Annotated in this window: 15 protein-coding genes; 13 read left to right on the plus strand and 2 right to left on the minus strand. The window is 69.9% G+C overall.

Features of this window, described 5'->3' with window-relative positions:
* On the plus strand, positions 1–476 hold a 476-nt coding region (locus CEP50_RS13835; protein WP_146134811.1), incomplete at its 5' end, for a sulfite exporter TauE/SafE family protein.
* Between the two features lie 134 nt (positions 477–610).
* On the opposite strand, the gene CEP50_RS13840 is transcribed toward CEP50_RS13835, so the two are convergent.
* Positions 611–1,102: a MarR family winged helix-turn-helix transcriptional regulator gene (locus CEP50_RS13840; protein ID WP_181188388.1), complete on the minus strand. Its 492-nt coding sequence runs from the start codon at positions 1,100–1,102 to the stop codon at positions 611–613.
* Between the two features lie 149 nt (positions 1,103–1,251).
* Here CEP50_RS13840 and wrbA point away from each other — a divergent pair, with 149 nt between their 5' ends.
* From wrbA to CEP50_RS13855, 3 genes are read left to right on the plus strand one after another with little or no spacing between them, the layout of a single operon-like run.
* Positions 1,252–1,866 (plus strand): NAD(P)H:quinone oxidoreductase, encoded by a 615-nt coding sequence (gene wrbA, locus CEP50_RS13845; RefSeq protein ID WP_106114376.1) that lies wholly within the window; start codon positions 1,252–1,254, stop codon positions 1,864–1,866.
* A 28-nt stretch (positions 1,867–1,894) separates the two neighbouring features.
* A complete protein-coding gene (locus tag CEP50_RS13850; protein ID WP_106114377.1) occupies positions 1,895–2,863 on the plus strand; it encodes a ring-cleaving dioxygenase in 969 nt (322 codons plus the stop codon).
* Positions 2,860–3,528 (plus strand): alpha/beta hydrolase, encoded by a 669-nt coding sequence (locus CEP50_RS13855; protein WP_219905478.1) that lies wholly within the window; start codon positions 2,860–2,862, stop codon positions 3,526–3,528. Before CEP50_RS13850 ends, CEP50_RS13855 begins: the two co-directional genes overlap by 4 nt.
* Here CEP50_RS13855 and CEP50_RS13860 read toward each other — a convergent pair.
* Entirely contained in the window at positions 3,502–4,701 is a 1,200-nt protein-coding gene (locus tag CEP50_RS13860) for a hypothetical protein (RefSeq protein ID WP_106114378.1), read from the minus strand. The two genes, CEP50_RS13855 and CEP50_RS13860, sit on opposite strands and share 27 nt — an antisense overlap.
* A 213-nt stretch (positions 4,702–4,914) precedes the next feature.
* Between CEP50_RS13860 and cysC the strand changes: the two genes are divergently transcribed.
* The 9 genes from cysC to CEP50_RS13905 all read left to right on the plus strand — a co-directional run bounded on the left by cysC (position 4,915) and on the right by CEP50_RS13905 (position 13,491).
* Positions 4,915–5,529: an adenylyl-sulfate kinase gene (gene cysC / locus CEP50_RS13865; protein ID WP_258175235.1), complete on the plus strand. Its 615-nt coding sequence runs from the start codon at positions 4,915–4,917 to the stop codon at positions 5,527–5,529.
* A 285-nt stretch (positions 5,530–5,814) separates the two neighbouring features.
* On the plus strand, positions 5,815–6,636 hold the full coding sequence (locus tag CEP50_RS13870; protein ID WP_106114380.1) for a CoA transferase subunit A: 822 nt from the start codon (positions 5,815–5,817) through the stop codon (positions 6,634–6,636).
* Entirely contained in the window at positions 6,633–7,433 is an 801-nt protein-coding gene (locus CEP50_RS13875; protein ID WP_106114381.1) for a CoA-transferase subunit beta, read from the plus strand. Before CEP50_RS13870 ends, CEP50_RS13875 begins: the two co-directional genes overlap by 4 nt.
* Positions 7,430–8,611: a thiolase family protein gene (locus CEP50_RS13880; protein WP_258175237.1), complete on the plus strand. Its 1,182-nt coding sequence runs from the start codon at positions 7,430–7,432 to the stop codon at positions 8,609–8,611. Before CEP50_RS13875 ends, CEP50_RS13880 begins: the two co-directional genes overlap by 4 nt.
* A gap of 69 nt (positions 8,612–8,680) precedes the next feature.
* Positions 8,681–9,436 carry a protocatechuate 3,4-dioxygenase subunit beta gene (pcaH, locus tag CEP50_RS13885; protein ID WP_106114383.1) on the plus strand — a complete coding sequence of 252 codons (756 nt, stop codon included), beginning with the start codon at positions 8,681–8,683 and terminating at the stop codon, positions 9,434–9,436.
* A 102-nt stretch (positions 9,437–9,538) separates the two neighbouring features.
* Positions 9,539–10,129: a protocatechuate 3,4-dioxygenase subunit alpha gene (gene pcaG, locus CEP50_RS13890; protein WP_106114423.1), complete on the plus strand. Its 591-nt coding sequence runs from the start codon at positions 9,539–9,541 to the stop codon at positions 10,127–10,129.
* Complete coding sequence (pcaB, locus tag CEP50_RS13895) at positions 10,101–11,489, plus strand: 3-carboxy-cis,cis-muconate cycloisomerase (protein ID WP_219905480.1); 1,389 nt, start codon at positions 10,101–10,103, stop codon at positions 11,487–11,489. The genes pcaG and pcaB overlap by 29 nt, the downstream gene beginning before the upstream one ends.
* Positions 11,473–12,678: a bifunctional 3-oxoadipate enol-lactonase/4-carboxymuconolactone decarboxylase PcaDC gene (gene pcaDC / locus CEP50_RS13900; protein WP_106114385.1), complete on the plus strand. Its 1,206-nt coding sequence runs from the start codon at positions 11,473–11,475 to the stop codon at positions 12,676–12,678. Before pcaB ends, pcaDC begins: the two co-directional genes overlap by 17 nt.
* A gap of 12 nt (positions 12,679–12,690) precedes the next feature.
* Positions 12,691–13,491: an IclR family transcriptional regulator gene (locus CEP50_RS13905; RefSeq protein ID WP_106114386.1), complete on the plus strand. Its 801-nt coding sequence runs from the start codon at positions 12,691–12,693 to the stop codon at positions 13,489–13,491.
* Positions 13,492–13,496: the final 5 nt, after the last annotated feature.

Genomic DNA, 13,496 nt, shown 5'->3' on the forward strand with positions numbered 1-13,496 from the left:
CCGTGGGGGGCGGCGGCTGGGGGCCGGTGACCACCTCCACGTTGTTGAGCACGGGTCGGGTTCTGCCGCGCCGTACGGTGGGCACGGTCAACACGAGCGAACTGATCGTCTCGCTCGGTGCCACCTCGGGTTTCCTGGCGCACAACGGTGGGCAGGCGTGGAAGTGGCCCGTCATTCTCGGCTTGCTGATCGGTGGTGTGCTGGCTGCTCCGCTGGCGGCGTGGCTGGTGCGGGTGCTGCCGGTTCGCGTCCTGGGGGTGGGAGCCGGTGGGCTGATCGTGTTCACCAACGCCCGTGTGCTGCTCGGTGTGGTCGGGGTCCCCACGGGGGCGACGGCCTTCGTCAGCGTGGTGGTCGGCCTGGCCTGGGTGGCCGGTCTGGTCTGGGCCGTGCGCACGGAGGTGTACCAGCGACGGCTGGCCAGGTTAGAGGCGGCCTCCGCGGATCCGGAATCGCTGTGTGAGAGGGCCCGATAGGAAGCCCTCACCCCGGCCCCGCCGGGAGGGTGCCCCGCGTCCCCGTCCGGGGCTCTCCCGGCACCCCGGCCCGGCGACGCGGTGCTCCGCCTCGTCGGGCCGGTCTCGTGTGCGGCCCGCTCTCCTCTGGGGCGTTACTCGGCGTTCGCCGCCCGCAGGGTGCGCATCGCCTCCGCGAGTCGTTCCGAGTTCTCCGGCCCCAGGGGGGCCAGCACGGTGCGACGCAGGATCTCGGCACAGGCGTGTTTGGCCTCCTCGGCGGTCCTGCGACCGTGGTCGGTCAGCACGACGTAGGTGACCCGTCGGTCGGTCTCACACGGTTCCCGCCGGATGAGTTCGGCCGCGACGAGTCGGTCGGCGACCTTGGTGAACCCTCCGCTGCTCAGTGCCGCCTCCTTGGCCAGCTTGGTCATGGGCATGCGGTAGTCCGGCGAACGCACCAGCCTCACGAGGATGTCGAAGGCTCCCGGGGTGAGGTCGAACCGCTCGGTGATCTCAGCCATGAGCCTTTCCTGGGTGGTGTGGTAGCCCTCGATCACAAGCCCCCACCAGGTGACGATCTCGTCGTCGGCGGCCTCGTCGTCGGTCTGTTGGGGGGGTGTGGTGGCGATGTCCTCGGTTCCCACCTGACCGCCTTTCTGCCTCGTGTCTGCTTCCCTGCTCGGAGTCTAACTACCAGTGCATTAACTCTTCCTAAGAAACTTCTTGCGAGCGAGATGTTTTCTGGTAGTCTCGTCCCGGAATCAACAGGAACCCGAATCCGGGAGTGAACAGGATGAGTGCACCGGTCAGGCTCGCGGTCGTCTACTACTCGGCGACAGGGGTCGTCGCAGAGATCGCCAACACGTTGACCTCCGAGGCGGAGGCGGCCGGCGCCGAGGTCCGGCTGCGCCGGGTCGCCGAACTCGCCCCCGACGCCGCGATCGACGCGAACCCGGCCTGGAGGGCCAACCTCGAAGCCACCCGACAGATCGCCGAGGCGACCCCGGAGGACCTGGTGTGGGCGGACGCGGTCGTCTTCGGCACCCCGACCCGGTACGGAAACGTCGCGGCGCAGCTCAAGCAGTTCATCGACTCGTTGGGCCCGCAGTGGCAGCAGGGACTGCTCGCGGACAAGGTCTACAGCGGGTTCACCTCGACCTCCACCAAACACGGCGGGCAGGAGTCCACCCTGCTGGCTCTCTACAACAGCGTGCACCACTTCGGGGGGATCCTGGTCACCCCCGGTTACACGGACGCGTCGAAGTTCGCCGACGGCAATCCCTACGGCACCGCCCACGTGGACGGCCAGGGACAGTTCAAGGTCGACACCGAAACGAGGCAGGCCGCCTCCGTGCAGGCGCGTCGGGTCGTCACCATCGCCCGTGCGCTGCGCGAGGGCCGCACCTGACCCGCCTTCGCCCCGGGAGGAGGAACACATGACCATCGCCACCAGCGGACTCCACCACGTCACGGCGATCGCGGGGGACCCGCAGCGCAACGCGGACTTCTACCTGCGCACGCTGGGACTTCGGATGGTCAAGACCACCGTCAACTTCGACGACCCCGGCACCTATCACCTCTACTACGGTGACGAGGCGGGACGTCCCGGTACGCTGATGACCTTCTTCCCGTTCCACGGAGCCCCACCGGGCAAACACGGCAACGGCCAGGCCACGGCGACGGCCTTCTCCGTTCCGGAGCACTCCCTCGGGTGGTGGCAGCGTCACCTGCACGAGGCCGGGGTGCACACGGAGCGGGCGCGGAGCCGGGAGAGCGAGGAGGTGCTGACGTTCCGCGATCCCGACGGTCTGGTGCTCTCGCTCGTGGCCCATCCCCAGCCCGACCCCAGGAGGCCGTGGGACAACGGGGTGGTTCCCGCCGAGCACGCGGTACGTGGTCTGCACTCTGTCACGCTCTCGGTCGACAGCGCGGAAGCCACCGTGGAGATGCTGGCGGGGATGGGGCTGAGCCTCCTCGCCGAGGAGGGGAACCGGCTGCGCTTCGCCGCGGCGCGGGGAGAGCCCGGAAGCCTCGTGGACGTGCTCGTGCGCCCGGGGGCGGAACGCGGTCTGGTGGCTTCCGGGACCGTGCACCACGTCGCCTGGCGCGCCCCGGACGAGTCCACCCAGGCCGCCTGGCGGAGCGAACTGGCGGAGAACGGGGTTTCGGTGACCTCGATCCTCGACCGCCAGTACTTCCGCTCCGTCTACTTCCGCGAGCCGGGGGGAACGCTCCTCGAGATCGCCACCGACGAGCCGGGCTTCACCGCCGACGAACCCCTGCTCGAACTGGGCCGGGCGCTCAAGCTGCCCCCCTGGCTGGAACCGAACCGGGAACAGATCGAGGCGATGCTGCCCCGCCTGGAGCTGCCCAGCGAGAACAATCCGCGCGGTGCAGTCTCGTGACCCCGGCGGATCCACCACTGCACCACCGCTACGCCGAAGGAGATCCTCGATCCCCGGTGCTGCTGTTGCTGCACGGCACCGGGGGCACCCCGGAGGACATCGCGGTGCTGGGACGTGAGCTGGACCCGACGGCGACGCTGCTGGCTCCGGCGGGCAGGGTCTCGGAGAACGGAGCGGCCCGGTGGTTCCGCAGACACGCCGAAGGTGTCTTCGACGAGGAGGACGTGCGGCAACGTGTCGAGGAACTGGCCGACTTCGTGCTCTGGGCCCGGGAACACTACGGGCTCTCCGGGCGGAGGACGGTCGCTGTCGGTTTCTCCAACGGCGCCAACATCGCCGCGGCGACGATGTTGGCGCGTCCGGAGGTGCTCGCCGAGGGAGTGCTCTTCGCGGCGATGCTGCCCCTGGGGCAGCCACCGGAGGTGCCCCCGGTCGGCGGCCGGGTGTGGATGTCCAACGGCACGCGGGATCCCATGGCACCGCTCGCCTCCGTGGAACGGTTGGTGGAGGCGTTCCGCGCGAACGGGGTCGAGGTGACCTCGGAACGGCACCCCGGAGGCCACGGGATCACCCCGGAGTCGTTGCGCGAGGCCGCCCGGTGGCTACGGAGACCAACGGGCCGCTCCGGCGCACGGTCGTCACCGTCCCCGGGTCCGCAGCAGTGATCCCTTGACGCGGCGGTACAGCGTCAGGGCGGCCCGCGGCAGCGGATGCTGCTCGCACAGGTGGACCAGGCTCCGACGGACGCCGACCGGGGCGGGTTGCCGCGGCTGCGGCGGAGGAGGAGCCGGTTCGCTGCGGGGCGGGTCGTACACCAGCTCGGCGAGTATCTCGACCGCCACCTCGGTGGTCTCCTCCGGATCGGCCTGGTCGGGATGGGACCCGGATGCGGCCGTTTCCGTGGAGGGACGAAGTTCGGCCAGGTCACCGACGACGTGGTAGTCGCTTTCACCGAGCTCGGTGATGATCCGCTCGGCCTGCTCGTTCAGCCACTGGCGGTGCTGCTCCGGAACCTCGATGGGAGTGCGCGGTTTCCTGCTGCCGAGCAGGTCGGCGGCGATGCGGGACTTGACCAGTTCGTCGTGGCGCCCCCAGCTGACGTGCCCCTCCAGCCGTTGGTTGAGTCGGCGGAGCACCTCGGTCTCGGCGACCCCGAGCGAGCGGTTCGGCCTGCTGACGCGGGTGTCGAACGCCTGCGGGTCGACACCGATCAGTTCGGCGAAGCGGTACCAGACCGTGTCCGGGTCGTTCCCCTTCGGGGGGACGGTCACGACGTGGACCCGCTCGGGAGGAAGGTGCGCGGCCCACCGGGCCAGGATCTCCGGGGTGTCCTGCCGGGGCCAGAAAAGCTCACTGAGCGGGTTCGTCTCGGAAGCCGTCCCCCGGATCCCGGAGACGAAATCCTCGAATGTGAGTGTGTGTCGATTTTTGACGTCCTCCTGCCACACGGCGGGCAGCTGCCGTAACAGATCCCGTGCCGTGCACACCAGATGAACCTCGGCGAAGGAGAGGTCCCGCATGGCGCGTTCGACCTGTTCCGGAGTGGCCGTGCAGAACAGCTCGTGGGAAATGACCACGGTTCCGGTCCAGGCCGCGGCCTCCTCGACGAGAGCGTTCCAGGCCTGCGGAACGTTCTCGTCGAACCAGTCGTGCTGGAACTGCTTTTCCTGCAGGTCCATGGCGGCGTGGAAGTGCGAGTCGGGACGTTTCCCCGGGTAGAGCACCCCCGAGTGCCGCAGGTCGGTCCGGTTGTTCCAGAGAATCTCCTGTAGATACGTCGTTCCGGTCTTGGGGGAACCGACGTGGAGGTAGACCCGTGTGGGGGCGCCGGTGCTCATCGCTTCTCCAGTCGCTGACAACATCGGGAAGGGAACTCGAAATCGAGCAAGACACCCTAGCAAGGTGTCGGGGAAACACCGGTGACGGAGGGGATCTCTCGTTCGTGCCTCGGGTATGGCCTAATTCCCGCGAAAGGATGAACAGAAGTGTCGCTGCTCTGTAGGGTGGTGGACACCGCACGTGCCGGCCGGGGCTTTCGAGGCGATCGCACCATGGCTTCCGGCTCAGTGTCGTTCGACGGGAAGGGACAGGCGATGGAGCTCGCGGGGGCCACGCTCTGGCTGACCGGTTTGCCGGGGTCGGGCAAGTCCACGATCGCTGAGGTGACGGCGGAGGAGCTGGTCCGTCGGGGCGCGCGCGTGGAGGTGCTCGACGGGGACCGCCTGCGGACGAACCTCTCCGCGGATCTCGGGTTCAGCATGGCCGACCGCAACGAGCACGTCCGACGCACCGGTTTCGTCGCCCAGTTGCTGGCCGCGCACGGTGTCACGGTGCTCGTGCCCGTGATAGCCCCGTACTCGGCCGCGCGTTCGGCGGTGCGTCGCCAGCACGAGGCCGCGGGCTGTCCGTATTTCGAGATCCACGTGGCGACTCCGCTCACCGAGTGCATGCGTCGTGACCCGAAGGGGCTCTACGGACGCGCGGCCGCCGGGGAGCTCTCGGGACTCACCGGCTACGACGCCGAGTACCAGGAGCCGGCGGAGCCCGAGCTGCGGGTGGACACCACCAGCACCGACATCATGACGGCACGGGACGAGGTGCTGGCTCTGCTCTCCGGTGACCGGGGTCCGCACGAACGGAGGAACAGAGCGGTCGAGTACGACTGAGCGGTCCTCGCGAAACGGACTTAGGAGCGCCCGACTCACGCGGCCCGTGGGACTCCCCCGGGCATACGGACAGTTCGTTCCGGAAGGGATCACGCAGACGCGTTCGCGTTCTCGGTGGCCCGGCGACGGTGTTCGCCGGGCCTTTTTCGTGTCCGGGGGCGGCGGGTCGCGGTGTTGACCGGAGCGGAGTCGCGGTTTATGTTCGCATAAAGCACGTACGTTCTCTCAGCGAACAAAACGGGGTACGTGTCGACACCGTGCGAACACCGCGGAACGGAGTGGCCAGTGGCACGCATTCTGCAGCTCGACACGGCCGTGGCCGAGCTCGTCAACGACGGGGACACCGTCGCCTTGGAAGGGTTCACTCATCTGATTCCGGTCGCGGCGGGACACCAGATCATCCGCGCGCGGCGCAGGAACCTGACCCTCGTCCGGATGACCCCCGACGTGATCTACGACCAGATGATCGGGGCCGGATGCGCGGACAAACTGGTGTTCTCCTGGGGCGGCAACCCCGGAGTGGGGTCGTTGCACCGGTTCCGGGACGCCATCCAGCACTCCTGGCCCGTTCCGCTGGAGATCGAGGAACACAGCCACGCGGGGATGGCCAACCGCTACGTGGCGGGCGCCTCCGGGCTGCCGTTCGCCGTGCTGCGGGGCTACGCCGGAACCGATCTTCCGGAGCACACCGACACCATCAGCACGGTGCGCTGTCCCTTCACCGGACAGGAACTGGCCGCGGTGGCCGCGCTCAACCCCGACGTGGGTGTCATTCACGCCCAGCGGGCGGACCGGGCGGGCAACGTGCAGCTGTGGGGGATCTCCGGAGTCCAGAAGGAGGCGGTGCTCGCCTCCAGGAGATCGCTGGTGACCGTGGAGGAGGTCGTCGAACGGCTGCCGGAACAGCCCGGTGCCGCGGTGATCCCCGGCTGGGCGGTCACCGCCGTGTCCGAGGTTCCGGGCGGGGCGCGTCCCTCCTACGCCCAGGGGTACTACGAGAGGGACAACGGCTACTACCAGGACTGGGACGCGATCAGCAGGGACCGGGACCGGTTCCTGGAGTGGTTGGAGACCGAGATCCACGGTGCGGAGAGGAGCCCACGATGAGCGGTCCGCGAACCGAGCCCGCGACGGGGGCGGAGTTCAGTTCGGACGAGATGATGACGGTGGCCGCGGCCCGCTCGTTGTCCGACGAGGCGGTGTGCTTCGTCGGGATCGGGCTGCCCAGCACGGCGGCCAACCTCGCGCGCCGGACCCACGCTCCGGGACTGGTGCTGCTCTACGAGTCCGGCACGTTGGGAACCCGCCCGGAACGACTTCCCCTGTCCATCGGGGACGGTGTGCTGGCCGAGACGGCCGACGCGGTGGTCGGTGTGCCCGAAGTGTTCAACTACTGGTTGCAGCCGGGGCGCGTGGACGTCGGCTTCCTCGGCGGGGCCCAGGTGGACCGCTACGGAAACATCAACACCACGGTCATCGGGGACGACTACCGTTCCCCCAAGGTCCGGCTGCCCGGTGCCGGGGGCGCGCCGGAGATCGCCGCCTCCTGCAAGGAGGTGCTCATCGTGATGCGCCACAGCCCCCGGGCGTTCGTCCCCGCCGTGGACTTCGTCACCTCGGTGGGTTACGGCAGGGACGGTCGGGCACGCGACCGACTGGGGCTCTTCGGCAGCGGTCCCGTCAGGGTGATCACGGACCTCGGTGTGCTCGAACCCGATCCCGAGACCAGGGAGCTGGTGCTGACCCGGCTGGCCCCCGAGGTCGAGGTGGAGCAGGTACGCGCGGCCACGGGATGGCCGCTGCGTGTCGCCGAGCGGGTGGAGGTGCAACAGCCCCCCACCGAGAACGAGTTGAGGATCCTGCGGGATCTGAAGGCAACCCTCGGGAACGGAGAGTCGTCGTGAGCAACGAAGTGTACGTACTCGACGCGGTGCGCACCCCGGTGGGGCGTTACGGAAAGGGACTCGCCGAGGTCCGCCCCGACGACCTCGCCGCGCACACGGTCAGGGAGCTGGTGCGACGTCACCCCGAGCTGGACCCGGAACAGCTGTGTGACGTGCTGTTCGGCGACGCCAACGGAGCCGGTGAGGACAACCGCAACGTGGCGCGGATGGCCGTACTGCTGGCGGGGCTGCCCACCAGCGTTCCGGGAGCGACGGTGAACCGGCTCTGCGGTTCGGGTCTCGAGGCGGTCGTCGAGGGCAGCCGTCTGGTGCAGACGGGTGACGGGGATCTGGTGCTCGCGGGCGGGGTCGAGTCGATGAGCCGTGCCCCCTGGGTGCTGCCCAAACCCGGCCACGCCTATCCGCGCGGACACGAGACCCTGCACTCCACGACGCTGGGCTGGCGGATGGTCAACCCCCGGATGCCGGAGAGGTGGACCGTGTCGCTGGGGGAGAGCGCGGACCTGCTCGCCGAGAGCTACGGGATCGACCGCTCCGCGCAGGACGCCTTCGCGGTACGCAGCCACGAGAAGGCGGACGCCGCCTGGCGGAACGGGCTGTTCGCCGACGAGGTGGTTCCGGTTCCCGGTACGGACCTCACCCGGGACGAGGGGATCCGCGCGGACACGTCACTGGAGAAACTCGGCGGGCTGGCCCCGGTGTTCCGTTCCGGAGGCACGGTGACCGCGGGCAACGCCTCGCCGATGAACGACGGGGCCGCCGCCGTGCTGCTCGGCAGTGCGCGCGGAGCGGAGCTGGCCGGTGCCGAACCGTTGGCGAGGATCGTGAGCAGGGCCTCCTGCGCCGTGGACCCCGACGTGTTCGGGATCGGCCCGGTGGAGGCCGCCCGCACCGCCCTGCGGCGCGCCGGGATCGGATGGGGCGATCTGGACGCGGTCGAACTGAACGAGGCCTTCGCGGCCCAGTCGCTGGCCTGCCTGGCCGAGTGGCCCGACCTCGATCCGGAGATCGTCAACCAGCAGGGCGGGGCGATCGCACTCGGCCATCCGCTCGGCGCCTCGGGCGCGCGGATCCTGACGACCCTGGCCCACCAGTTGCGCCGTCGCGGAGGCGGGTGGGGTCTCGCCGCGATCTGCATCGGTGTGGGGCAGGGCCTGGCCGTGGTGCTGCACGCCTGACCGCCCGGCCTCCGGCGGTCGGCCCACGGTAGGGGCCGACCGAGGCAACCTCGGACATCGGAAGTGAACATGGCCACTGACACCAACGGCAAACACACGGACGATCTCGTGCTCCCCACTTACGTGCGGGACGACACCAGTCACCCGGCACTGCACACCCCCGAGTACCGGTCCACGGCACTGCGCACCCCGCAGCGGCCCCTGCACCTGTTGCCGCAGAACCTCACCGAGGTCACCGGTCCGTTGCTGGGGCACGAACGGGTCGGTGAGCACGACCACGACCTGACCGTCCAGCACGAGGGCGAACCCCTGGGCGAGCGGATCGTGGTCAGCGGACGGGTGCTCGACTCGGACGGGCGGCCCGTCCCGGACACGCTGGTCGAGGTGTGGCAGGCCAACGCCGCCGGGCGCTACCGGCACTCGGGCGACCGACACCCCGCCCCGCTGGACCCGAACTTCTCCGGGGTCGGCCGCTGTATGACCGACGACCAGGGCAGGTACCGGTTCGTCACGATCAAACCGGGTGCCTATCCCTGGCGCAACCACGACAACGCCTGGCGACCGGCTCACATCCACTTCTCCCTGTTCGGGCGTGCCTTCACACAACGGTTGATCACCCAGATGTACTTTCCGGGGGATCCGTTGTTCTTCCAGGACCCGATCTTCCAGTCGGTGCGGGACCCGAAGGCGCGCGAGAGGATGATCTGCCGGTTCGATCTGGACAACACGGTTCCGGAGTGGGCGCTGGCCTACCACTTCGACATCGTGCTGCGCGGCAGCCGGGCGACCCCGTTCGAGAACGAGGACGACGACGATGACGACTGAACCCGGCCGGGCCGAGGCGGCTCCGGCGGTGCCCGGTGGCGTGTCGAACCGCCGGGCACCGCGACCGGGAGACGTCGAGAACGCGAATCCGTGGAGGCGGTCATGACGAACTCCCCGCGTGTCCGTCCCCAGCCGACGCTGGGGACCACCCCGTCCCAGACGGTGGGGCCCTTCTTCGCCCTTCCGGAAGGGTTGCCGTGGCCGGACGGTCCCGAACTCGTACCGGAGGACACCCCGCACGCCTTCGTACTGTGTGGACAGCTGGTCGACGGCGCCGGCGACCCGGTTCCGGACGGACTGGTCGAGATCTGGCAGGCCGACGAGCGAGGCCGTTTCGCCCATCCGGACGACCCTCGGGGAACGACCACCTCCTTCCGGGGGTTCGGGCGGTGCGCCACCGACCAGCGAGGACGGTTCTGGTTCCGCACGGTCCGCCCCGGCGGGCTTCCCACACCCCGTGGTGAGTGGGAGGCGCCGCACATCGACGTGACCGTGCTGGCCAGGGGAATGCTCAACCGTCTGGTCACCAGGATCTACTTCCCCGACGAGACGCGGGCCAACGCCGCGGATCCGGTGCTCGCCGCCGTGGATCAGCGGAGGCGGGACACCCTGCTCGCCGAGCACGACGGCACGGGATTCCGGTTCGACATCAGATTGCAGGGCGATGACGAGACGGTCTTCTTCGTACTCTGAACGGGCCGACGGCATGTTCGGCCCCACCTTCGTCACGGACCGGTTCGCCGAGTGCACCGGCCTCCGGGCATGGCTGACGGCCATGCTCGACTTCGAGGCGGCGCTGGCGCGGGCGCAGGCCGACACCGGTCTCCTGGACCGACAGACCGCGGAGCGGATCGCCCGGGAGTGCGTGCCGGAGAACTTCGACCCGGACTCGATCGCCGCGCGCGCGGCCGAGTCCGCCACCCCCGTGATCCCGCTGGTCCGGGACCTGGCCGAACGGTTGCCCCCGGAGGTGGCTTCCCGGGTGCACCGGGGGGCCACGAGCCAGGACGTGGTGGACACCGCCGCGATGCTGGTGGCACGCACGAGTCTGGACCTGGTGCTGGAGGAGCTGCGCGGGGTGGCCGACGAGTGCGCCCGCTTGGCCCGGGAGCACCGCCACAGCCTGATGACGGGACGGACCCTGCTGCAACAGGCGTTGCCCACCACCTTCGGCAGGAAAGCCGCCGGTTGGCTGACCGGCGTGGTCGAGTCCGCCGAAGCACTCGCGCGGGTGCGGCGACACCGCCTGGCCGTGCAGCTGGGAGGGCCGGTCGGCACGCTGGCCACCCTGGGAAACGAGGGGGACCGGGTGGTCTCGGCCCTGGCCGGCCGTCTCGGGCTCGCCGAGCCCGTGTTGCCGTGGCACACCGACCGCACGAGAGTCGGAGAGCTGGCCTCCGCGCTGGGTACCGTGGCCGGAACGCTCGGCAAGATCGCCGTCGACGTCGAACTGGGCGCCCAGACCGAACTGGGGGAACTCGCCGAGGGACACGCCGGGGGCTCCTCCGCGATGCCGCACAAGCGCAACCCTGTCCGCGCCGTGCGCGTGACCGCCGCCACGAGGCGGGTGCCCGGTCTGGTCGCCACCCTGCTCGGCGCCATGCCGCAGGAGCACGAGCGCGGGGCGGGAAGCTGGCAGTCCGAGTGGGAGCCCTTCACCGAACTGCTGCGACTGACCGGCTCGGCGGCCACCCTCACCCGCGAGCTCCTGACCGAACTGCGGGTGGACACCACCGCGATGCGCACCAACCTGGATCTCACCGGGGGCGCCCTACTGGCCGAGCGGGTCTCGGCGGAGCTCGCTCCGCATCTGGGAGCGCGGCGCTCCGAGCGCCTGGTGAGCGAACTCGCGGGCAGGGCCCGGGAGAACGCGGGCGGTCTGCGTGCCGAACTGCTCGACGATCCCACGGTGCGTTCGGTGCTGTCGCGGGAGAGGGTGACCGAGCTGACCGAACCGGGGGACTACCTGGGCTCCTCCGAGCTGTTCCTGGGGCGTGCTCTGGAGGCCTACACACGTTGGAAGGAGACGACCACCGGTGATCCCGGACTATGAGCTGACCGGCCCACCCCACGCGCCGGTGCTGGTGCTGTCCAACTCCCTGGGCACGGACCGGACTATGTGGGACGCGCAGGTGCCGCTGCTGAGCCGACGGTTCCGCGTGCTGCGTTACGACCAACGTGGCCACGGCCGCACACCGGCCACCGTCGGCCCCTACGACCTGGACCTGCTCGGCAGGGACGTGGTGGACCTGCTGGACCACCTCGACATCGACAGGGCACACTTCGCCGGGCTCTCGCTCGGCGGCATGACCGGGATGTGGCTGGCGGCCAACGTCCCGGACCGGATCGACCGGCTGGCCCTGCTGTGCACCTCCGCGGCGTTGGGACCGGCTTCCGCGTGGCGGGAACGGGCCGAGTTCGTGCGGGCAAACGGCACGGCCGCGATGGTGGAGCCCACCCTGAAGCGCTGGTTCACCGCCGAGCTGGCCGCGGACGAGAACGTGCGGGCCAAGTACGGGGCGATGATCGCCTCCTGCGACGACGAGGGCTACGCCTCCTGCTGTGAGGCCATCGCCACCATGGACCTGGAGCGGTGGCTGGGACGGATCACCGCGCCCACGCTCGTGGTGGCCGGATATGATGATCCGGCGACGCCGCCCCGGCACGCCGAGGCCATCGCGGGCGCTGTGGGGGGTGCTCGGCTGGAGGTGGTGGAACACGCCGCGCACCTGGCCAGTGTCGAACGTCACGAGCAGGTCGGTCGGCTGCTGTACGAGCACTTCACGGGAGACGATGAGCCTGTGTCCGCCGCGGGGACGCGTACCGACGGGGTGCTGTCCGGCTCCGGCGGTACGGGCAGCGGCACGGCCGTGCGCAGGCAGGTGCTCGGCGACGCCCATGTGGACCGGGCCCGTGAACGCACCACGGAGTTCACCGCCCCGTTCCAGGACTTCATCACCCGTTACGCCTGGGGGGAGCTCTGGGCCTCGGAGGAGATGGACCGGCCGACCCGCAGTTGTGTCACGCTGGCCATCCTGGCGGCCACCGGCAACCACGACGAGTTCGCCATGCACGTCCGGGCGGCACGGCGCAACGGCGTGGAGGCGGCGACCATCCGTCAGGTGCTCATGCACGTGGCGGTCTATGCCGGGGTGCCCAGAGCCAACAGCGCCTTCGCGGTGGCGGACCGGATCCTGTCCGAGGAGTCCGGGCGGGGCGCTGCCCGAGAGAACGACTCGTGAAGGAGTGCGGTGATGGAGCCCGAGGTCGATTCCGAGGTCGGTCCGGTGCAGTCCTTGGCGCGTGGACTGCGGGTGATCCGTGCCTTCGACGAGACACGGCCGGAGATGACCCTCAGCGAGGTCGCCCGGGCGACGGGGCTCTCCCGCGCCTCCACACGCAGGTTCCTGCACACGCTCGTCCAGCTCGGCTACGTGTGGACGGACGGTCGCCTGTTCGCGTTGACCCCCAGGGTCCTGGAGCTGGGGTTCTCCTACCTGTCGAGCCTCTCCCTGCCCGAGATGGCCCAGCCGCACCTGGAGCGGCTCGCCGCACGGGTGCACGAGTCCGTGTCCGTCTCGGTGCTGGACGGTGACGAGATCGTCTACGTGGGGCGCGTCCCGACCTCGCGGATCATGACCGTGGCCATCAACATCGGCACCCGTTTTCCGGCCTATGCGACCTCGATGGGACGCGTTCTGCTGGCGGGACTCCAGGACCGGGAGCTGGAGGACTACCTGGGCAGGTTGCGTCCCGAGCCGCTGGGGCCGCACACCGTGACCAGCGTCGACGAACTGCGGCGGGAACTGGAGCGGATCCGTTCCCAGGGGTGGGCCGTGGTCGACCAGGAGCTGGAGGCGGGACTGCGTTCGTTGGCCGCCCCCATCCGGGACCGCACCGAACGGGTGGTGGCGGCCGTGAACGTGTCCTCCCACGCCAGCCGGGCCACCACCGAGCAGGCGCGGGAGGAGCTGCTGCCGCCGCTGCTGGAAACGGCGGCCAGGATCGAGGCCGATCTGCGGGTGGCTCCCCAGGCGGTGCGGACAGCGCGGTGAGCGCT

The organism is Actinopolyspora mortivallis, from assembly GCF_003001495.1.
GTDB lineage: Bacteria > Actinomycetota > Actinomycetes > Mycobacteriales > Pseudonocardiaceae > Actinopolyspora > Actinopolyspora mortivallis_A.

Bases quoted from the DNA above. Each gene is read 5' to 3' on its own strand.
- pcaB (WP_219905480.1), top strand. From the start codon at position 10,101: ATGACGAGACGGTCTTCTTCGTACTCTGAACGGGCCGACGGCATGTTC.
- pcaG (WP_106114423.1), top strand. From the start codon at position 9,539: ATGACGAACTCCCCGCGTGTCCGTCCCCAGCCGACGCTGGGGACCACC.
- pcaH (WP_106114383.1), top strand. From the start codon at position 8,681: ATGGCCACTGACACCAACGGCAAACACACGGACGATCTCGTGCTCCCC.
- CEP50_RS13850 (WP_106114377.1), top strand. From the start codon at position 1,895: ATGACCATCGCCACCAGCGGACTCCACCACGTCACGGCGATCGCGGGG.
- cysC (WP_258175235.1), top strand. From the start codon at position 4,915: ATGGCTTCCGGCTCAGTGTCGTTCGACGGGAAGGGACAGGCGATGGAG.
- wrbA (WP_106114376.1), top strand. From the start codon at position 1,252: ATGAGTGCACCGGTCAGGCTCGCGGTCGTCTACTACTCGGCGACAGGG.
- CEP50_RS13875 (WP_106114381.1), top strand. From the start codon at position 6,633: ATGAGCGGTCCGCGAACCGAGCCCGCGACGGGGGCGGAGTTCAGTTCG.
- CEP50_RS13860 (WP_106114378.1), bottom strand. From the start codon at position 4,701: ATGAGCACCGGCGCCCCCACACGGGTCTACCTCCACGTCGGTTCCCCC.
- CEP50_RS13905 (WP_106114386.1), top strand. From the start codon at position 12,691: ATGGAGCCCGAGGTCGATTCCGAGGTCGGTCCGGTGCAGTCCTTGGCG.